Annotated in this window: 15 protein-coding genes; 6 read left to right on the plus strand and 9 right to left on the minus strand. The window is 71.7% G+C overall.

Annotated features, from left to right (window positions below):
* The first annotated feature begins 114 nt into the window (after nt 1–114).
* From ACH4S8_RS12770 to ACH4S8_RS12780, 3 genes are all read left to right on the plus strand, one after another.
* A complete protein-coding gene (locus ACH4S8_RS12770) occupies nt 115–789 on the plus strand; it encodes a TetR family transcriptional regulator (protein ID WP_398392921.1) in 675 nt (224 codons plus the stop codon).
* 852 nt (nt 790–1,641) lie between these two features.
* Entirely contained in the window at nt 1,642–1,881 is a 240-nt protein-coding gene (locus ACH4S8_RS12775; protein ID WP_398392923.1) for a heavy-metal-associated domain-containing protein, read from the plus strand.
* A 92-nt stretch (nt 1,882–1,973) separates the two neighbouring features.
* A complete protein-coding gene (locus tag ACH4S8_RS12780) occupies nt 1,974–4,217 on the plus strand; it encodes a heavy metal translocating P-type ATPase (protein WP_398392925.1) in 2,244 nt (747 codons plus the stop codon).
* 581 nt (nt 4,218–4,798) lie between these two features.
* On the opposite strand, the gene ACH4S8_RS12785 is transcribed toward ACH4S8_RS12780, so the two are convergent.
* The 5 genes from ACH4S8_RS12785 to ACH4S8_RS12805 all read right to left on the minus strand — a co-directional run bounded on the left by ACH4S8_RS12785 (nt 4,799) and on the right by ACH4S8_RS12805 (nt 12,065).
* Nucleotides 4,799–6,088: a citrate synthase gene (locus ACH4S8_RS12785; RefSeq protein WP_398392927.1), complete on the minus strand. Its 1,290-nt coding sequence runs from the start codon at nt 6,086–6,088 to the stop codon at nt 4,799–4,801.
* 286 nt (nt 6,089–6,374) lie between these two features.
* A complete protein-coding gene (locus ACH4S8_RS12790; protein ID WP_398392929.1) occupies nt 6,375–8,630 on the minus strand; it encodes an ATP-dependent RecD-like DNA helicase in 2,256 nt (751 codons plus the stop codon).
* Nucleotides 8,631–8,932: 302 nt separating this feature from the next.
* Nucleotides 8,933–9,763: a sugar phosphate isomerase/epimerase family protein gene (locus ACH4S8_RS12795; RefSeq protein WP_398392931.1), complete on the minus strand. Its 831-nt coding sequence runs from the start codon at nt 9,761–9,763 to the stop codon at nt 8,933–8,935.
* Nucleotides 9,760–10,917: a dihydrodipicolinate synthase family protein gene (locus ACH4S8_RS12800; RefSeq protein ID WP_398392933.1), complete on the minus strand. Its 1,158-nt coding sequence runs from the start codon at nt 10,915–10,917 to the stop codon at nt 9,760–9,762. Before ACH4S8_RS12800 ends, ACH4S8_RS12795 begins: the two co-directional genes overlap by 4 nt.
* Nucleotides 10,914–12,065, minus strand: coding sequence for a Gfo/Idh/MocA family protein (locus tag ACH4S8_RS12805; protein WP_398392935.1), 1,152 nt, complete (start codon nt 12,063–12,065; stop codon nt 10,914–10,916). The genes ACH4S8_RS12800 and ACH4S8_RS12805 overlap by 4 nt, the downstream gene beginning before the upstream one ends.
* A 298-nt stretch (nt 12,066–12,363) precedes the next feature.
* Here ACH4S8_RS12805 and ACH4S8_RS12810 point away from each other — a divergent pair, with 298 nt between their 5' ends.
* From ACH4S8_RS12810 to ACH4S8_RS12820, 3 genes are all read left to right on the plus strand, one after another.
* Nucleotides 12,364–13,413 (plus strand): LacI family DNA-binding transcriptional regulator, encoded by a 1,050-nt coding sequence (locus ACH4S8_RS12810; protein WP_398392937.1) that lies wholly within the window; start codon nt 12,364–12,366, stop codon nt 13,411–13,413.
* Nucleotides 13,414–13,936: 523 nt separating this feature from the next.
* Nucleotides 13,937–14,872 carry a GNAT family N-acetyltransferase gene (locus ACH4S8_RS12815; RefSeq protein WP_398392939.1) on the plus strand — a complete coding sequence of 312 codons (936 nt, stop codon included), beginning with the start codon at nt 13,937–13,939 and terminating at the stop codon, nt 14,870–14,872.
* A 322-nt stretch (nt 14,873–15,194) separates the two neighbouring features.
* Nucleotides 15,195–16,097, plus strand: coding sequence for an MHYT domain-containing protein (locus ACH4S8_RS12820; RefSeq protein WP_398392941.1), 903 nt, complete (start codon nt 15,195–15,197; stop codon nt 16,095–16,097).
* On the opposite strand, the gene ACH4S8_RS12825 is transcribed toward ACH4S8_RS12820, so the two are convergent.
* From ACH4S8_RS12825 to ACH4S8_RS12840, 4 genes are all read right to left on the minus strand, one after another.
* Entirely contained in the window at nt 16,078–16,707 is a 630-nt protein-coding gene (locus ACH4S8_RS12825; protein WP_398392943.1) for an RBBP9/YdeN family alpha/beta hydrolase, read from the minus strand. The two genes, ACH4S8_RS12820 and ACH4S8_RS12825, sit on opposite strands and share 20 nt — an antisense overlap.
* A gap of 162 nt (nt 16,708–16,869) precedes the next feature.
* Complete coding sequence (locus tag ACH4S8_RS12830; protein ID WP_398392945.1) at nt 16,870–18,129, minus strand: Gfo/Idh/MocA family protein; 1,260 nt, start codon at nt 18,127–18,129, stop codon at nt 16,870–16,872.
* Between the two features lie 109 nt (nt 18,130–18,238).
* Nucleotides 18,239–19,477: a 3-phosphoshikimate 1-carboxyvinyltransferase gene (gene aroA / locus ACH4S8_RS12835; RefSeq protein ID WP_398392947.1), complete on the minus strand. Its 1,239-nt coding sequence runs from the start codon at nt 19,475–19,477 to the stop codon at nt 18,239–18,241.
* A 4-nt stretch (nt 19,478–19,481) separates the two neighbouring features.
* Nucleotides 19,482–20,387: an EamA family transporter gene (locus ACH4S8_RS12840; protein WP_398392949.1), complete on the minus strand. Its 906-nt coding sequence runs from the start codon at nt 20,385–20,387 to the stop codon at nt 19,482–19,484.
* Nucleotides 20,388–20,415 lie beyond the last annotated feature (28 nt).

Here is a 20,415-nt window from a genome sequence, read left to right on the forward strand (position 1 = left end):
CATGGATCGCCCATTGCCATAGAATGGCAAACACGAGACGTCGCTCGCGTTTTTCAAGAATGCGAGTGATCACTCGCATTTGTCAATCGCGTCCCGAGAAGCTGGGGATCACCCGTGCCCGAGAAGCAGCAGACGGAGGAGCCGTCGGAGCGACAGCAGCAGGCCGAGGACAGACCGCGCCGCCGCCAGGCCCGCGGTGAGCGCCGCGTCGCCCAGCTCCTGGAAGCGGCGGCCTCGGTGTTCTGCCGGGCCGGCTACACCGCGGCGAGCACCAACGCCATCGCCCGCGAGGCCGGCGTCTCACCGGGCACGCTCTACCAGTTCTTCCCGAACAAGGAAGCCATCGCGGTCGGCCTCAGCGACCAGCTGCTCGACCACTGGGCCCGCTCGCACGGGCAGGCGCTCGCCCAGGAGAACGCCGGCCTCCCGCTGGACCGGATGCTCGACGCGGTCCTCGACCCGCTCATCGCGTTCAACGTCGAACACCCGGCCTTCGCCGTCCTGATGCACGGCGCCGACACCCCGGGCGTGATCGTCGAGGAGATCGGCACCCTGCACGGCACCCTCCTCGCCCGCGTCGAGGAGATGATCGCGGCCCGCCTGCCGGAGCTGCCGTCCGAGGAGCGCACCCGCACCGCGAACATGGCGGTCCACCTGTTCAAGGCCGGCCTCACCCTGGTCATGTCCCACGAGGGCACCGAACGGGACGCCTACATCGCCGAGCTGAAGACGGTCATGCACCGCTATCTGGAGCCGCTGCTCGACAGCGGATCACCCGCCGACCGCTGAGCCGCGCCGGGACGCCGAACCGCACCGGACACCGAGGCGCGGCGGACACCGAACCGCGCCCGACAGGACGAGACCGACAGGACGGGACCGGCCGGGCGGCATCAGCGCTCCGGTCCGCGACATCGGGGACATCTGTCATAAGGTTCGGACAAACCGATCAGCGATCCTCGGCGTCGGTCCGTCCGCGCGCGCCGGTGCACCACATCCCGGGGCCGCCCCGGCGAGCCGGAACGCGGGTCTCCCGTCCGAGCCCGCGGGCCGTCCCGAGGGGCAGAGGGACGGCCGTGACGCAGAACCAGCCACCGGGCCCACTCCAGGCCCGCATTCCCGGACCGCAGCAGCCCCCGCCGCCCTGCCCCCGGATCCCCGCCGCCCTCTGGAGGCGCCGCCCGGTCACCGGCCCCGCCCTCCGGACGACGAGCACGGCCGCCACGTACGCAACCGGTGACGCCACACCACCACCGGCCCTGATCCCGCTCGACAGCTCCCTCACGCCGGCCGTCTTCGCGCTCCGGGCCCACGAGCGGCACGGCCGCACCCCGGGCACGGGATCGCGCCGCGACCGGCGGCCCGACTCACCCGCGCCGCACTCGCGGGAACTCCGTTCGCCCAGGGCCGGCCGCCGCGGCCCACCGGCGGACAGAGCCACCTCTTCGCCCCGCTCTCGGCGAGCGACCCGCCCCTCGACATGCTCGCCGGAACCGCCCCGGCGCGCTCTCCGGCACACCGCGACCCTGCTTGGAGAAATACCCCCTAGGGGTATAGTGTGGTGAACATCGAGGGGAACCCTGGGCTCCCAGGGATCCCTCCCGTGCACGCACACCCCAGAACGCCTCGACGAGGAGTAACGCCATGACCGCCCAGACCGGCACCCCGGGTTCCGTGACCACCGTCTACCAGGTGAGCGGCATGAGCTGCGGACACTGCGAAGGCTCCGTCAGCGGCGAGATCTCCGCGATCCCCGGCGTCAGCTCGGTGAAGGCCGTCGCCTCCACCGGCGAGGTCACCGTCGTCTCCGCGTCCGCGCTCGACGAGAGCGCCGTGCGCGCGGCGGTGGACGAGGCCGGCTTCGAGCTCGTCGGCCAGGTCTGAGCGACACCCGGCAGCTCTCCTTCTCCGCCCCGGGCCGTGCCGACCGGCTGATACCGGCTCCGCGCGCCCCGGCCCCCTCCTGGAGCCGCAGCATGACCACCGCAGCACCCGAGACACCGATAGGCACCACCTCGGAGATCGAGCTCTCCATCGGCGGGATGACCTGCGCCTCGTGCGCGGCCCGCGTCGAGAAGAAGCTCAACCGGATGGACGGCGTCACCGCCACCGTGAACTTCGCGACGGAGAAGGCGAGGGTCTCCTACCCCACGGGGGTACAGGTCGCCGACCTGATCGCCACCGTGGTGAAGACGGGCTACACCGCCGAGGAACCCCCGCCGCCCGCGCCGCCCACGGAGGAGACCCCCGCCGCCGTCGACGATCCCGAGACGGCCTCCCTGCGCGAGCGGCTGACCGTCTCCGCGGCGCTCGCCCTGCCCGTGATCCTCATGTCGATGATCCCGGCCCTCCAGTTCGACAACTGGCAGTGGCTCTCGCTGACGCTCGCCGCGCCCGTCGTGGTCTGGGGCGGACTGCCCTTCCACCGGGCCGCCGTGACGAACGCGCGGCACGGCGCGGCCACCATGGACACCCTGGTCTCGGTCGGCACCCTCGCCGCGTTCGGCTGGTCGCTGTGGGCCCTGTTCTTCGGTGACGCGGGGATGCCGGGCATGCGGCACGGCTTCGAGTTCACCGTCTCCCGTACGGACGGGGCCTCCACGCTCTACCTGGAGGTCGCCGCGGGGGTCGTCGCGTTCATCCTGCTCGGCCGCTTCCTGGAGGCGCGCTCCAAGCGGCGCGCGGGCGCCGCCCTGCGGGCGCTGCTGGAGCTCGGCGCCAAGGACGTCGGCGTCCTGCGGGACGGCCGTGAGGTCCGCCTGCCCGTGGCGCAACTGGCCGTCGGCGACCGCTTCGTCGTACGGCCCGGCGAGAAGATCGCCACGGACGGGACCGTCGTCGAGGGCACGTCGGCCGTGGACGCGTCCATGCTGACCGGCGAATCGGTGCCGGTGGACGTGGGCGCCGGGGACGCCGTGACCGGTGCGACCGTGAACGCCGGGGGCCGGCTCGTCGTCGAGGCCACCCGGATCGGTGCGGACACCCAGCTCGCGCGGATGGCCCGGCTCGTCGAGGACGCGCAGAACGGCAAGGCCGAGGCGCAGCGGCTCGCCGACCGGATCTCCGGGGTCTTCGTGCCCGTCGTCCTGCTCCTCGCGCTCGCCACCTTCGCGGTGTGGATCGCGGTCACCGGGGACACGGTCGCAGCCTTCACCGCCGCCGTCGCGGTGCTGATCATCGCCTGCCCGTGCGCGCTCGGCCTGGCCACCCCGACCGCCCTGATGGTCGGCACCGGCCGCGGCGCCCAGCTCGGCATCCTGATCAAGGGACCCGAGGTCCTGGAGTCCACGCGCCGCGTCGACACCGTCGTCCTGGACAAGACCGGCACGGTGACGACGGGCCGCATGAGTCTGCACGAGGTGTACGTCGCCGAGGGCAGGGCCCGCGAAGACGTCCTACGGCTCGCAGGAGCCCTGGAACACGCCTCCGAGCATCCCGTTGCCCGAGCGATCGCGGCAGGCGCTCAGGAGCGCGTCGGCGGCCTTCCCGCGGTGGAGCACTTCGAGAACGTGCCGGGGCGGGGCGTGCGCGGGCGGGTGGAGGGCCGCGACGTCACGGTCGGCCGGTTCCCGGGCACGCTCCCCACAACGCTTGCGGACGCGAAGAACGCGGCCGAGGCGGCGGGCCGCACGGCCGTCGTGGTCACCCTGGACGGCACGGCGGCGGGCGTCCTGGCCGTCGCCGACACGGTCAAGGAGACCAGCGCCGAGGCCGTGCGCGAACTGCGGGCCCTCGGGCTCACCCCGATGCTGCTGACCGGGGACAACCGGGCGGTCGCCGTGGCCGTGGCGCGGGAGGTCGGCATCGGCGCGGACGACGTGATCGCCGAGGTGCTGCCCGAGGACAAGGTCGCCGTGGTCGAGCGGCTGCGGCGCGAGGGGCGGACCGTCGCGATGGTCGGCGACGGGGTGAACGACGCGGCGGCGCTCGCCACCGCCGACCTGGGTCTCGCGATGGGCACCGGGACGGACGCGGCGATCGAGGCGAGCGACCTGACGCTCGTGCGCGGGGATCTGCGGGCGGCCGCGGACGCGATCCGGCTGGCGCGCGCCACCCTGTCGACGATCAAGGGAAACCTGGTCTGGGCCTTCGGCTACAACGTGGCGGCGCTTCCGCTGGCCGCCGCCGGCCTCCTGAATCCCATGATCGCGGGAGCGGCGATGGCCTTCTCGTCGGTCTTCGTGGTTACGAACAGCCTTCGACTGAGAGCATTCGCGTGACGACAGACCATGAGTCCCCCTAGAGTCCAACGAGAGCCTCACATAAGCTCTTCACAAGGCTCGCGCATCTTCCTTACGCTTGGTCCTCGATTCCCGTATCGGGGCTCTTGCCTATCTTCAGGACATATGCAAGAGATCCAGATCACAGTGATGTGAACGTAACCACCGAAGGGGTTCGTCAGTCTAAGTTGGCGATGTCAGAAGCGTCTTGGGGGGCGCGACTGGCATCTGGGGATGTCTTGGGGGACGTTCCCGGAAATTGCGTCGCCGGGGCACGTACTGCGGGGAGCTTTGAGCGGCCCTCCCGATCCGTACGCGTCCCGGCAGATCGCACCGCACCACCGCAGTACGGCGAGTTCCGCTCGCCCGGCCCACCGTCGGCCCCGTGCCGGCGCACAGCGATTCAGGCGCTGTCCACAGACGCCCGGCCGGATCCCGTGGGGGGAATCCGTACCGGGACAAGGAAAGCGCCCTGACTACCGGCCCGTGGGGGGACCAGTAGCAGGGCGCTTTCCGTTTTTTCGCGTTCTACGGGTTCACCGGGCCCCGCGTGCGGAGCCCGGTGGTCGCCTGCGCGTGCCTCAGCGGGCCTCGACCGGCACGAAGTCGCGCTCGACGACACCCGTGTAGATCTGGCGCGGGCGGCCGATGCGGGAGCCGGGCTCCTTGATCATCTCGTGCCACTGGGCGATCCAGCCCGGCAGCCGGCCGAGAGCGAACAGGACCGTGAACATCTCGGTCGGGAAGCCCATGGCGCGGTAGATCAGGCCGGTGTAGAAGTCGACGTTGGGGTAGAGGTTGCGCGAGACGAAGTAGTCGTCGGAGAGCGCGTGCTCCTCCAGCTTCAGGGCGATGTCCAGCAGCTCGTCGGACTTGCCGAGAGCGGACAGGACGTCGTGCGCGGCAGCCTTGATGATCTTGGCGCGCGGGTCGAAGGACTTGTACACCCGGTGGCCGAAGCCCATCAGGCGGACGCCGTCCTCCTTGTTCTTCACCTTGCGGATGAAGGAGTCGACGTCGCCGCCGTTGGCCTGGATGCCCTCGAGCATCTCCAGGACGGACTGGTTGGCGCCGCCGTGCAGCGGGCCCCACAGTGCGGAGATGCCCGCGGAGATCGAGGCGAACATGTTCGCCTGCGAGGAGCCGACCAGGCGCACGGTGGAGGTCGAACAGTTCTGCTCGTGGTCGGCGTGCAGGATCAGCAGCTTGTCGAGCGCGGAGACGACCACCGGGTCGAGCTCGTAGTCCTGGGCGGGGACCGAGAAGGTCATGCGCAGGAAGTTCTCGACGTACCCGAGGTTGTTGCGCGGGTAGACGAAGGGGTGACCGACCGACTTCTTGTACGCGTAGGCCGCGATCGTCGGAAGCTTGGCGAGCAGCCGGATGGTGGAGAGGTTGCGCTGCTTCTCGTCGAACGGGTTGTGGCTGTCCTGGTAGAAGGTCGACAGCGCCGAGACGACCGACGAGAGCATCGCCATCGGGTGGGCGTCGCGCGGGAAGCCGCGGTAGAAGTTCTTGACGTCCTCGTGCAGCAGGGTGTGCTGCGTGATTTCGTTCTTGAAGGTGGAGAGCTCGTCGACGTTCGGGAGCTCACCGTTGATCAGCAGATAGGCCACCTCCAGGAAGGTGGACCGCTCGGCCAGCTGCTCGATCGGGTAGCCGCGGTAGCGGAGGATGCCCTGCTCACCGTCGAGATAGGTGATCGCGGATTTATACGCGGCGGTGTTGCCGTACCCGCTGTCCAGCGTCACCAGACCGGTCTGGGCGCGGAGCTTGCCGATGTCGAAGCCCTTGTCGCCGACGGTGCTGTCGATCACCGGGTAGGTGTACTCGCCATCGCCGAACCGCAGTACTACAGAGTTGTCGCTCACGTCATCCCTCACCGACGTTGTGCCTCTTCTTCGAGGTGCCCTGACTGTCTCTACCATCCCCCATTTGGCCCTGGAGAGTGCACTCGGGGTCGACCATTGGGCCTATTGGCGGCACTGAGTGCCGCCAACCTGCTCATCCTGCCGCGTTCGCCGCGCAACCGGAAGTGCTCTGTGACCTTCGTGACTCGTTTGATCGATCATTTTTTGTGACGGACCTCGCCCCGCGCCCGAAAGGCCCCGTTCGGCACCCGAACGGCCCTGTCCCACCCCGCGGGGAGGCGGTCGTTCAGGAGCCGGAGAGCCGGAAGTCCAGGGCCGTGCACCGGCGTCCCGCGGACACCGTACGCACCGCCTGGCCTATCGCCTTGCGCGAACCGACGAGAACGACCAGCTTCTTGGCCCGGGTGACCGCCGTGTAGAGCAGATTGCGCTGGAGCATCATCCAGGCGCCCGTGGTCACGGGAATCACCACCGCCGGGTACTCGCTGCCCTGGGAACGGTGGATGGTCACCGCGTAGGCGTGGGCCAGCTCGTCGAGCTCGTCGAATTCGTACGGCACCTCCTCGTCCTCGTCGGTGCGCACCGTCAGCCGCTGCTCGACCGCGTCGAGGGAGGTCACGACACCCACGGTGCCGTTGAACACGCCGTTCTCCCCCTTGTCGTAGTTGTTGCGGATCTGGGTGACCTTGTCGCCGACCCGGAAGACCCGGCCGCCGAACCGCTTCTCGGCGAGGTCCGGGCGGCCGGGGGTGATGGCCTGCTGGAGCAGTCCGTTCAGATGGCCCGCGCCGGCCGGGCCCCGGTGCATGGGGGCGAGGACCTGGATGTCCCGGCGGGGGTCCAGACCGAATCTGGCCGGAATCCGCCGTGCCGCCACGTCCACGGTGAGCCGGCCGGCCTCCTCGGTGTCGTCCTCGACGAAGAGGAAGAAGTCCTTCATGCCGTCGGTGAGCGGGTGCTGCCCGGAGTTGATCCGGTGCGCGTTGGTCACCACCCCGGACTGCTGGGCCTGGCGGAAGACCTTGGTGAGGCGCACCGCCGGGACCGGGCCCCGGTCGGCGAGCAGGTCGCGCAGCACCTCGCCGGCGCCGACGCTCGGCAGCTGGTCGACGTCGCCGACGAAGAGCAGATGGGCGCCCGGGGGCACCGCCTTGACCAGTTTGTTGGCGAGCAGCAGGTCGAGCATGGAGGCCTCGTCCACGACGACCAGGTCGGCGTCCAGCGGGCGGTCCTTGTCGTAGGCCGCGTCCCCGCCGGGCTTGAGCTCCAGCAGCCGGTGCACGGTGGAGGCCTCGGCCCCGGTCAGCTCCGCCAGACGCTTGGCGGCGCGTCCGGTGGGCGCCGCGAGGACCACCTTGGCCTTCTTGGCGCGGGCCAGCTCCACGATCGAGCGGACCGTGAACGACTTGCCGCAGCCCGGGCCTCCGGTCAGCACGGCGACCTTCTCGGTGAGCGCGAGTTTGACCGCCGCCTCCTGCTCGGGGGCCAGCTCCGCGCCCGTCCGCACCTTCAGCCAGGCCAGCGCCTTGTCCCAGGCCACGTCACCGAAGCCGGGCATCCGGTCGCGGTCGCTGCGCAGCAGGCGCAGCAACTGCGCGGAGAGCGAGAGTTCGGCGCGGTGGAAGGGGACGAGGTAGACCGCCGTCACCGGGTCGCCGCCGTCCGCGGCGGGCACCTTCTCCCGTACGACTCCGGGGTCCTCCCCCTCTTCCGGAGGGGCCGCCAGTTCGGCCAGGCACTCGATGACCAGGCCGGTGTCGACCTGGAGCAGCTTCACCGCGTCCGCGATCAGCCGCTCCTCGGGGAGATAGCAGTGGCCCTGGTCGGTGGACTGCGACAGGGCGTACTGAAGGCCGGCCTTGACGCGCTCCGGGCTGTCGTGCGGGATGCCGACGGACCGGGCGATCTTGTCGGCGGTGAGGAAGCCGATGCCCCAGACGTCGGACGCCAGGCGGTAGGGCTGGTTCTTCACGACGGAGATCGACGCGTCGCCGTACTTCTTGTAGATACGGACCGCGATGGAGGTGGACACCTCCACGGTCTGGAGGAAGAGCATGACCTCCTTGATCGCCTTCTGCTCCTCCCAGGCTTCGGCGATCCTCCCCGTGCGCTTGGGGCCGAGGCCCGGGACCTCGATGAGCCGCTTCGGCTCCTCCTCGATGATCCGCAGGGTGTCCAGGCCGAAGTGCCCGGTGATGCGGTCGGCGAAGACCGGTCCGATGCCCTTGACCAGGCCGGATCCGAGATAGCGGCGGATGCCCTGGACGGTGGCCGGGAGCACCGTCGTGTAGTTCTCCACGGTGAACTGCTTGCCGTACTGCGGGTGGGAACCCCAGCGGCCCTCCATGCGCAGGGACTCGCCGACCTGGGCGCCGAGCAGGGAGCCGACGACAGTGAGCAGATCGCCCGCGCCGCGTCCGGTGTCGACCCGGGCGACCGTGTACCCGTTCTCCTCGTTGGCGTACGTGATGCGTTCGAGCACGCCTTCCAGCGTGGCCAGTCGCCGCTCGCCCGTCTGGGCGGCCCCCGCCTGATCGCTCATGCCCCCGACGGTACCGCCCGCCACCGACAGCGCTCCGGCGCCGTGGAGGACTCACCCGGCCGAGGCTCGCGGAAGGCTTCGAGAGGTACGGGAGACCTCGAGGGACCCGTGCGGGAGACCCCGAGGGCCCGGAACATTTCGAGGGGCCCGGTCCGTCGACCGGGCCCCTCGGTTTCCCCTCCCGTATCAGAACCCCCGCGATCCCCCCGGATCCCCCCTACAAAGGTCCTGATGCCACGTACGACCGACGAGGCCCCGGAAGGGTTGCACGGACTTCTGAAGATTTTTTCGGGGAGTACGGATCACCCGGCGTGCTCCACGAACCGCGCCGCCGTCTCCGCCAGCACCTCGCGCCCGTCCCTGGCCCACAGCCCCTCGTTGAAGAGTTCGACCTCGATGGGCCCGGTGTACCCCGCCGCCTCGACCAGGCCGCGCCACAGACGGAAGTCGACCGAGCCGTCGCCGAGCTGGCCGCGGCCGTCGAGCACGCCCTCGGGAAGCGGGGTGGTCCAGTCGGCGAGCTGGAAGCCGTGGATGCGGCCCCCGGTCCCCGCGCGCGCGATCTGCGCGGGTGCCGTGTCGTCCCACCACAGGTGGTACGTGTCGACGGTGACGCCCACCTGGTCGGCGGGGAAGCGTTCCGCGAGGTCCAGGGCCTGGGCGAGGGTGGAGACCACACAGCGGTCGGCCGCGTACATGGGGTGGAGCGGTTCGACGGCGAGCCGCACCCCGCGGGAGGCGGCGTACGGGCCCAGTTCGCCGAGCGCGTCGGCGATGCGCTCGCGGGCGCCGGGCAGGTCCTTCGAGCCCGACGGCAGACCGCCGGAGACCAGGACCAGCGTGTCGGTGCCGAGGGCCGCGGCCTCGTCGACGGCGGCCCGGTTGTCGTCGAGCGCCCGCCCGCGCTCCCCCGGGTCGATCGCAGTGAGGAACCCGCCCCGGCACAGGGTCGTGACGGCCAGACCCGCGTCGCGGACGAGTTTCGCGGTGGCGTCGAGGCCGTACGCCCGCACGGGCTCGCGCCACAGACCGACCCCCGGGATGCCCAGCTCCACGCAGCCCGCGACCAGTTCGGGCATCGACAGCTGCTTGACCGTCATCTGGTTGACGGAGAGACGGGCGAGGCTGCTCATGAGGACACTCCGTACAGGGCGAGCAGGGTCTTCATCCGGGTCTCGGCGCGCCGGGGGTCCGGGAACAGGCCGAGTCCGTCGGCCAGTTCGTAGGCGCGGGCGAGATGCGGCAGGGAGCGCGCCGACTGCAGGCCGCCCACCATCGCGAAGTGCTCCTGGTGGCCGGCGAGCCAGGCCAGCAGGACGACACCCGTCTTGTAGAAGCGGGTCGGGGGCTGGAAGAGATGGCGGGCCAACTCCACGGTGGGGTCGAGGAGTTCACGGAACTCCTTGGCGTCCCCGGTGTCCAGGACGCGCACGGCCCGGGCGGCGAGGGGGGCGAGCGGGTCGAAGACGCCGAGCAGCGCGTGGCTGAAGCCGTGCTCGTCGCCCGCGATCAGCTCGGGGTAGTTGAAGTCGTCGCCGGTGTAGCAGCGGACGCCGTCCGGGAGGCGGCGGCGCAGGGCGACCTCCCTGCGGGCGTCCAGCAGGGAGACCTTGACGCCGTCCACCTTGTCCGGACGGTCGGCGATCACCTCCAGGAACACCTCCGTCGCCGCGTCGAGGTCGTCCGATCCCCAGTAGCCCTCCAGGGCCGGGTCGAACATCGGGCCCAGCCAGTGCAGGATCACCGGGCCGGCCGCCTGGCGCAGCAGGTGCCCGTAGACGTCGAGGTAGTCCTCGGGTCCGGTGGCGGCCCGGGCGAGCGCGCGGGAGGCCATGAGGACCGGCTGCGCGCCCGCGTCCTCGACGAGGGCGAGCTGTTCCTCGTACGCGGCCCGCACGTCCCCGAGCGAGGCCGGGCCGGTGAGCTGGTCCGTTCCCGCTCCGCAGGCGATCCGGCCGCCGGCGGCCCCGGCCTCGGCCGAGGACCTGCGGATCAGTTCGGCCGCCCCGGCCCAGTCCAGGCCCATCCCCCGCTGCGAGGTGTCCATCGCCTCCGCGACGCCGAGGCCGTGCGACCACAGATGACGCCGGAAGGCGAGCGTGGCGTCCCAGTCGACGGCGGCGGGCGAGTCGGGCGAGACGTCCGCGTACGGGTCGGCGACGACATGCGCGGCGGCGAAGACCGTACGGGAGGCGAGGGGGCCGCCGGCGGGGAGGGCGGCGAGGGGCTCGGTGCGGGGCTCGTGGGTCCGCAACCGGCCGTCGGGTCCCGGGAGTCGGATGGTCACAGGGCGATCTCCGGGACCTCGAGGCGGCGGCCCTCGGCCGAGGATCTCAGGCCCAGCTCGGCGAGTTGGACGCCGCGCGCTCCGGCGAGAAGGTCCCAGCGGTAGGGGGCGTCCGCGTAGACGTGCCGCAGGAACAGCTCCCACTGGGCCTTGAATCCGTTGTCGAACTCGGCGTTGTCGGGGACCTCCTGCCATTGCCCGCGGAAGGAGCAGTCGGCTGGGACGTCCGGGTTCCAGACCGGTCTGGGGGTCGAACCACGGTGCTGGACACGGCAGTTGCGCAGACCGGCGACAGCCGACCCTTCCGTGCCGTCGACCTGGAACTCCACGAGTTCGTCGCGGTCGACGCGCACGGTCCAGGAGGAGTTGATCTGGGCGACCGCGCCGCCCTCCAGCTCGAAGATGCCGTAGGCGGCGTCGTCGGCCGTGGCGTCGTAGGGCTTGCCGCGCTCGTCCCAGCGCTGCGGGATGTGGGTGGCGGTGAGCGCCTGCACGGAGGTGACCCGGCCGAAGAGTTCGTGCAGGACGTACTCCCAGTGCGGGAACATGTCGACGACGATGCCGCCGCCGTCCTCGGCGCGGTAGTTCCAGGAGGGCCGCTGGGCGCTCTGCCAGTCGCCCTCGAAGACCCAGTAGCCGAACTCCCCGCGGACGGACAGGATCCGGCCGAAGAAGCCGCCGTCGATCAGGCGCTTCAGTTTGAGCAGACCGGGGAGGAAGAGCTTGTCCTGGACGACGCCGTGCCTGACGCCCGCGGCGTGTGCGAGACGGGCCAGTCCGAGCGCCGCGTCGAACCCGGTGGCGGTCGGCTTCTCGGTGTAGACGTGCTTGCCCGCGGCGACGGCCTTCCTGAGCGCGTCCTCGCGGGCGCTCGTCACCTGGGCGTCGAAGTAGAGGTCGACGGACGGATCGGCGAGTACCGCGTCCAGGTCCGTGGACCAGTGGGCGAGGCCGTGCCGCTCGGCGAGCGCCTTCAGGGCGTCCTCGCGACGGCCGACGAGGACGGGCTCGGGCCACAGCACGGTGCCGTCGCCGAGGTCGAGGCCGCCCTGGTCGCGCAGGGCGAGTATCGAGCGGACGAGGTGCTGGCGGTGGCCCATGCGTCCCGTCACGCCGTTCATGGCGATCCGCACCGTCTTGCGTGTCACGTCTTTCCCTCCGTACGCCTCGGGCGCCGCGCACGCGTCCAGGTGAGCGCGACAGCAAGCGCTTTCTATGCAAGAAGAAGCTAGCCTCTGTGCGGTGGCGCGGACAAGACCGCCGCGAAGACGAGTTGTTCGAGGGGGCGAACAACGAGAGCCGATGGCCGTATGGTCTGCACGGACCCTGCCCACAGAAAGCGGCGCGCCCGGCCTTCGACTCCGTGTTCGACGCCGTACGACGAGACATGACCAGGCACGACGACGTACGAAGTGGTACGACAAGGCGCGACCGGAGGACGACGAGATGACGGTGACCCTGGCGGACGTGGCGGCCCGCGCGCAGGTCTCTCCCGCGACGGTGTCGCGCGTGCTGAACGGGAACTACCCCGTGGCCTCCTCCACGCGCGATCGGGTGCTGCGCGCGGTGGACGAACTGGACTACGTACTGAACGGGCCGGCGAGTTCGCTGGCCGCGGCGACCTCCGACCTCGTCGGCATCCTGGTCAACGACATCGCCGACCCCTTCTTCGGGATCATGGCGGCGGCGATCCAGTCGGAGATCGGCGGGCCCGGGGGGCGCGCGGGCGGGGAACGGCTCGGGGTCGTCTGCAACACCGGCGGCTCCCCGGAGCGCGAACTCACCTACCTCACGCTCCTCCAGCGCCAGCGCGCCGCGGCGGTCGTGCTCACCGGCGGTGCCATAGAGGACACGGCGCACGCGGGCGCCGTCGCCGCCAAGCTGCGCAAGCTCACGGAGGCGGGCACCCGGGTCGTGCTGTGCGGACGGCCGCCCGCGCCCGAGGCGCCCGAGGCGATCGCGCTCACCTTCGACAACCGCGGCGGCGGCAGGCAGCTGACCGAGCATCTGATCGGCCTCGGGCACCGGCGGCTCGGATACATCGCGGGCCCCGAGGAACGCACGACGACCCGGCACCGGCTGGAGGGCCACCGGGCCGCGCTGGACGCCCACGGCGTCGAGGACGACCCCCGGTGCACCGTGCACGGCCGCTACGACCGCCGGTCCGGTTACGAGGCGACGCTCGAACTCCTGCGCCGCGAACCGTCCTTGACGGCCGTCGTCGCCGCGAACGACACCGTGGCACTGGGCGCCTGTGCCGCCCTGCGCGACTCCGGGCTGCGCATCCCGGGCGACGTGTCCGTGGCGGGCTTCGACGACCTGCCGTTCAGCATCGACGCGGTGCCCGCCCTCACGACCGTACGGCTGCCGCTCTCCGAGGCGGGCGCCCGTGCCGGCCGGATCGCCATGGGCCGCGAGGAGCCGCCGCCGGGCGGGATCGCGACGGTGCGCGGCGAGTTGATGGTACGAGGGTCCACCGGGGTCCCCCGCACCTGAGATCCGCTGCCCCGAGGGGCCCCGGGGCCGGGTTCCCGGGGCTTCCCAGCTCCGAGGCCCGGGTTTCTTGGGCTCCCGGGGCCTCAACCATTTTTTCGCCCCCTCCGCCCCTACCCGTCCCGTACCTGGGGCTCCGCCCCAGACCCCGCTCCTCAAACGCCGGAGGGGCTGAATTTTCCCGGGCTGAAACGTCACGCCCGCGAGGGACGGCACCCAAGCCACGACGCACCCGCAGCCGGGTACGCGCGGGAGGGGCCGTGCCGGTACATCAGATGCCCGCAGGCCGGACGGATCGTCACCCACGCCCACTTCGCGACGCCGGTGGGATCCGTCCGGATGCGGGCGGATGTACCGGCACGGCCCCGCCCCACCCACCGGACCCGACCCGCACCCACCGCAACGGAAAGGTAGGCGCGGGAGTCCCGGCGGTTCTATGCTCGGGGTGGCGATATATCTGACTGAGTCAGCTATCGAGGCCGAGCAGGCCACCGCGACCGCGTACAGCCGACCTCCGGGACCGATCATGACCGTCCAGGACATCCGCTCCTTCAACCGCTTCTACACGAACGTCATCGGCGCGCTCGACTACGGCCGCCACCTCTACGCGCCGTACACGCTGACCGAATCCCGTGTCCTCTACGAACTGGCGCACACGCCGCAGGCGGACGCCGCCGACCTGCGCACCGAACTCTCGCTGGACTCGGGCTACCTGAGCCGGATCCTGAACAAGTTCGAGCAGGACGGACTGGTCGAGCGCACCGCCTCCGACAAGGACCCGCGGCGCCGCCGGATCACGCTCACCGCACGCGGCCGGGACGCCGCCGCACTGCTGGACGAGCGGGCGCGCGAGACCGTGGGCACGCTGCTGGCGACCGTGCCGCCCGCCGACCGGCCCCGGCTCGCGGAGGCGATGCGCACGGTACGCACGCTCCTGGGCGGCGGCCGGACCGGGCCGCGCCCCGAGGACGTCCTCCTGCGCGAGCCGGGCCCCGGCGACCTCGGCTGGATCGTGCAGCGCAACGCCGCGCTGTACGCCGCCGAGTACGGCTGGAACGCCGACTACGAGGGCCTGGTCGCACGGATCGTCGCCGACTTCGCCGAGGACCACGACCCCCACCTGGAGCGGGTGTGGATCGCCGAGCTCGAGGGGCGGCCCGTCGGCTGCGTGATGTGCGTACGGGACGACGCTCCCGGGACCGCCCGCCTGCGGCTGCTGCTGGTCGAACCGGAGACGCGCGGGCTCGGCATCGGGGACCGTCTCGTCGGAGCCGTCACCGAGTTCGCGCGCGGCGTCGGGTATCACGATCTCGTCCTGTGGACCAACGACGTCCTGGCCGCCGCCCGGCGCATCTATCAGCGCCACGGCTTCGTCCTGGTCGCGGAGAAGCCGCACCGGTCCTTCGGCGCGGACCTGACGGGCCAGGACTGGCGGCTGGACCTGCGCACCGATCCGGACTGACACTGGCCACATGGGTCACACTGCTCGCGCCGGGCACTCGCCGGAACTCGAAGGGCGCCCGCCGGAGCCCACAGGAGCACCCGCAAGAACCCGTAGGGGCACTCGCCGGACCCCGAAAGGGGCACCCGCCAGGCCCCGCAGGAACGCCCGCCAGAACCCGAACGGGCGTCCGCCTGTCCGGAGTTCGGACAACCCGTCCGCGCGCTGAACGAAGCCGCATCGCAGAGTTAACTCAAATACCAACCGGAAGGAACCGCTCGCGCAACCTGGGTGCGGGACCTTACTCCCCCAAGCAACCCGTTTCCAGGGGGAGTTGGCATATATGCAAGGCACCGTGGACGACTTCGCGTTCGGGGCGGTGACTCCGGCGGCCTCCTACCTCGTCGCCGGCGTGAGCAGCGCCCTGGGGCTGCGCTGCGTCGTCCGTTCTCTGATCAACCGCCAGTCTTGGAAGCCCGGTTGGCTGGCCCTCGGGGCGGCGACCATCGGCTGCGGCATCTGGACCATGCACTTCGTCGCGATGGTCGGCTTCAGGATCCAGGGGATCCCGATCGACTACGACTCCCGCCTGACCTCGCTCAGCCTCGTCGTGGCGATCGTGACGGCCGGTGCCGGCGTCTTCGTCGTGGGATACCGCGGAGCAACCCCCGTCACACTGACCGCGGCCGGCGTCCTCACCGGGCTCGCCGTGGTGGCCACGCACTACACCGGCATGGCCGCGCTCGAACTGAACGGGTCCCTGGAGTACGACTCGCTCACGGTCACGGCCTCCGTCCTGATCGCCGTCACCGCCGCCACCGCGGCCCTGTGGACCGCCGCCTCCTACCGGGGTTTCCCGGCCGCCCTCGGCGCCGGTCTCCTCATGGGCGTCGCCCTGACCGGAACCCACTACATCGGCATGTCCGCCCTGGCCGTGCATCTGCGCGGCGCGACCGACGCGTCGTACATGACCGGGCTGTACGGCAACAGCTCACCGGCCTCGATCCTGCTGCCCCTGCTCATCGGGCCGGTGGTCTTCCTGATCCTGGCCGGAGTGATCGTGATGTTCGACCCCCAGCTCGTCCTCGGCGGCGGGGACCGGAGCCTGGCCACCCCCCGCCGGCGCCGGGCCACGGCCGTCGCGCCCGAGCGCCCCGCGCATCCTCCGCAGACCGCGCAGACCGCCTCCCTCTTCGAGCCCCGGGACCAGCCGGTGGGCCGGCACGCTAGCCCGCGCGGGCGGTGAGCCGCGCCGTCCCGTCCAGACACCACTCCAGCACGGCGGGCCAGGGACCGTACCCGGCGTCCATGCCGAGGTGCCCGGCCCCGGACAGGATCTGTGTCGGTACGCCCAGCGGGTCGCCGTAGACGGTGCCGGCGCCCTCGGGGCAGTACGGGTCGTCGTCGCCGGCGACCAGCCGGGTGGGCCCGGGGAGGGTGAAGTCCGTTTTCTCCAGGGCGAATCCGGCGATCTCCGACAGTCCCGCGAGGACGGACGCGGACGGCGGGGCGACGAGCAGCACCCGGTCGACACCGGTCGTGCCCGGCAGCGCGCGGGCGGCGGCGTGGAACCACAGCACGGCCGAGAGGCTGTGGGCGACGACCACGCGCTCGGACCCGCGCAGGGCGTCCAGGTGGCGGGTCAGCTCCGCCAGCCACACCTCCAGGTCCGGGTCGTCGGGGTCCGGGAGCTGCGGATAGACGACGTGCTGCCCCAGTTCCCCGAGCCGTCCGGCGAGCCAGCGCTGCCAGTGGCCCTCCGGACGGTGGTTCTGCCAGCCGTGCAGGATCAGGAAGGACCGCGGGGCCGACGCGGGGCCGCCGTCCCCGAGGTCATCGGTGTCATACGTGCTCATGACACCGATCGTTCCCGATCACCGGCCCCCGGTCCAGTGACTCCGGCGATCCGTCCCGCACGGCGGCCTCGAAGTCTGCCGGCAGCCCGACGCCGCCCCCGCGTCCGTGCGCCGGACCGATCACGTCCGCCGCGATTCCCGCGGGGGGCCCGTGTCCGGAGGTCATACGTCCTCGACGGTGCCCGCACGCCGGGCGCGTTCGGCGGCCAGGACGGTGAGATGGCTGGTGAGGGACTCCCGGGGGCCGGACTTCACGAGGCCGGGATTCCCGGTGGCGACGGCGGCGACGAAGGCGTCCATCAGGGCGGCGTCGCCTCCGCCGTGGCCGCCCGCCGCGTCCATGGCGCCCGTGGCGGTCAGGTCGACGGCCTCCTCGGTCCGGGTCAGGAAGTCGTAGACGCTCAGGCTCCCGCCGTCGCCGCGCAGTTCGCCGCGGGTCCCGAAGATCCGGGTCCGGCGGTCGGCCTGTTCGGTGAAGGCGGTCATGGTGAAGGTGGCGGTGGCCCCGGAGGCGAACTCCATCGACACCACCTGGTGGTCGACCACGTCGTTGTCGCAGGCGTACACGCACCGCCCGTACGGGCCCTCGCGCAGGGCGGTCTCCAGGGCCTCGGGGGTGAAGTCGTCGACCACCACGCTCAGCGGCCAGTGGTGGGCGCCCCGGGCGAGCCGGTCGCCGTACTCGCGCCGGGCGGAGTAGGGGCAGGTCTTCTCCACCGAACAGTCGAGGCAGCGGTCGGCGGCGCCCTCGGGCCTGTTCTCGGGCCGGAAGTGCGAGAGGCGTCCGAAACTGGAGACGCGGACGGGAGGTTGTCCGAGGACGTACTGCAACCAGTCGATGTCGTGGCAGGACTTGGCCATCAGCATGGTCGTGGACCGGTCCGTGCGGCCCCAGTTGCCGCGGACGAAGGAGTGGGCCTGGTGCCAGAAGCCGACGGGTTCCAGGTGCTGGACGTTGACGACGTCACCGAGCCGGCCGGAGTCCACGACCTCCTTCACGGCGCGGGTGTACCGGGTGTAGCGCAGGACGTGTCCGACCGCGAGGATCACCCCGGCCTTCTCCACCGCGTCGACGATCCGCCGGCACTCGTCCTCGGTCAGGGCCATCGGCTTCTCCAGCAGGATGTGGTAGCCGAGGGCCGCGAACTCCAGGACCGGTTCGAGGTGTTCGCGGTCGAGGGTGCAGATCAGCACGGCGTCGGCGATCCGGCCGCGGGCGGCCAGCACCCGCCAGTCGTCCACCGCGGCGTCCGGTTCCAGGCCGTGGGCGGCCGCAAGGCGCTCGCGCCGGGTCCGCCGGGGTTCGGCGACGGCCACCACCCGGGCCCGTTCCGGGTGGTCGAGGGCCCAGCGCGCGTGACCGGTCCCCCGGTCCCCGGCACCGACGACGGCGAGTGTGACAACGGAGGCGACGGAGTGCATCTTGGACCGCTTTCCCAGTCGGGTCGCAGGCGCGGTTGGCGCCGTCCGCCGGGAAGCTATCCGTCCCGGGTGCCCGCGACAAGACGGCCGCAGGGCTCCTCGTGCCCGCTCAGCGGTCCCCTCCGGCCGCGGCCCAGGCCTCGAACACCTTGTGGAAGGCCGGGAACGTCTTGCGGACGCATCCGGGATCGTCGAAGCCGATGCCCGGAGCGCGCAGCGAGGTCACCGCGAAGGCCATGACGATGCGGTGGTCACCGTACGTCCTGATCTGGGTGGCGGCGGGGACGCCCGGGTGGATCTCGATCCAGTCGGGGCCGGTCTCCACCCGGACGCCGAGCGCCCGGAGGTTCTCCGCGCAGGCCTCCAGGCGGTCGCACTCCTTGACCCGCGTGTTGGCGACGTCCTCGATGCGGACCGGCCCCGAGGCGAAGGGCGCGATCGCGGCGAGCGTCGGCATGGTGTCGGAGATGTCCCGCATGTTGACGGTGAGGCCGCGCAGTTCGCCGGTGCCCCGCACCGTCGTGCGGTCGGGTCCTCTCTCCACGTGCGCGCCCATCCGGCCGAGGACGTCCACGAAGGCGAGGTCGCCCTGGAGCGCCCCCGCGCCGAGGCCGTGCACGGTGACCTCGCGGCCGGTCAGGGCGGCCGCCGCGAAGAAGTAGCTCGCGGTGGAGGCGTCGGGTTCGACGGGGTAGGTGGTGGCCCGGTAGCCGCCGGGCGCCACCTCGAAGACGTCTCCGTCCACCGTCACGTCCGCTCCGAAGGCGCGCATCATCGCGAGGGTGATGCCGATGTACGGGGCGGAGACCAGGTCGGTGACCTCGATGCGCAGGCCCGTGCGGGTCAGCGGGCCGAGCAGGAGCAGTGCGGTGAGGTACTGGGAGGACTGGCCGGCGTCGAGGGTGACCGTGCCGCCCTCCACCCCGGACGCCACGATGCTCAGCGGATGGTGGCCCTCCGCCTCCTCGTGCCTGAGGTCCACGCCCAGGTCGCGCAGCGCCCGCGACAGGGGTCCGAGCGGCCGCCGGCGCATCTGGGCGGAGGCGTCGAAGCGGTAGGTGCCGTGGCCGGCGGCGGCGAGCGTCGGCAGGAAGCGGGCCGTGGTCGCGCCGTCCCGGCAGTACACGTCGGCCCGCGCCGCCGCCGGACCCTGCGGACGGCCGTCGATGTGCCAGCTGTCCGGGGTCCGGCCGACGCGGTAGCCGAGCCGGGTCAGGCCCTCCGCGAAGCCCTCGGTGTCGTCCGAGCGGAGCGGGCGGACGAGACGGGTGACCCCGTCCGCCGCCGCGGCCAGGAAGAGCGCGCGGGCGGTGATGGACTTGGAACCGGGAATGTCGACGACGGCCATGGGGTCATGCTGGCGCCCCGGCCCGTTCCGGCGCCGGAACGTCCGCCGACTGGACCTTCCGTGGCATCCGCGAGGTGAGCGCCACCCCGCCCACCAGCAGGGCCGCCGCCGCCCACCGCAGCGGACCGACCGACTCGTGCAGGAACAGCGCCGCCGACGACATCCCGAAGACCGGGACGAGCAGCGAGAAGGGGGCGACGGTGGACGCGGGGTGCCGGTGCAGCAGCCAGCCCCAGGCGCCGAAGCCGAAGACGGTCGTGATCCAGGCGACGTAGACGACGACTCCGGCGCCCTGGAGGTCCAGGTTCTCGAGCGCGTCGAGGTCGCGGGAGGGCCCCTCGGTGAGCAGGGACAGGCCGAGCAGCGGCAGGACGGGGACGGTGCTCACCCACACCATGAAGTTCAGCGGATCGGGCGGGGACGCCTTGCGGGTGAGGACGTTGGACACTCCCCAGCAGGCCGCCGCCGCGACGACCAGGCCGAAGGCGCCGAGGGGGCCGGACGTGCCCTCGTCGACGGCGGCCAGGCCCACACCGGCGAGGGCCACCGCCATGCCGTACAGCCTGACGCGGCCGGGGCGCTCACCGAGGAAGGCGAAGGCGAAGACCGCGGTGAAGACCGCCTGGATCTGGATCACGAGGGAGGAGAGTCCGGCGGGCATCCCCGCGTCCATGGCGATGAACAGCAGCCCGAACTTCGCGACGCCGAGGGCGAGTCCCACCCCCACGATCCACTTCCAGGCCACCTTGGGGCGGCCCACGAAGAACACGGCGGGCACGGCCGCCGCCAGGAAGCGCAGGGCCGAGAAGAGCAGGGGCGGGAAGTGGTCGAGTCCGACCTCGATGACGGTGAAGTTCACGCCCCAGACGGCGGCGACGAGGACGGCGAGGCTGATGTGTACGGGTCGCATGTGACGAGCATCGGATGCCACCACCATG

The organism is Streptomyces sp. NPDC021080 (genome assembly GCF_044333225.1).
Classification (GTDB): Bacteria; Actinomycetota; Actinomycetes; order Streptomycetales; family Streptomycetaceae; genus Streptomyces.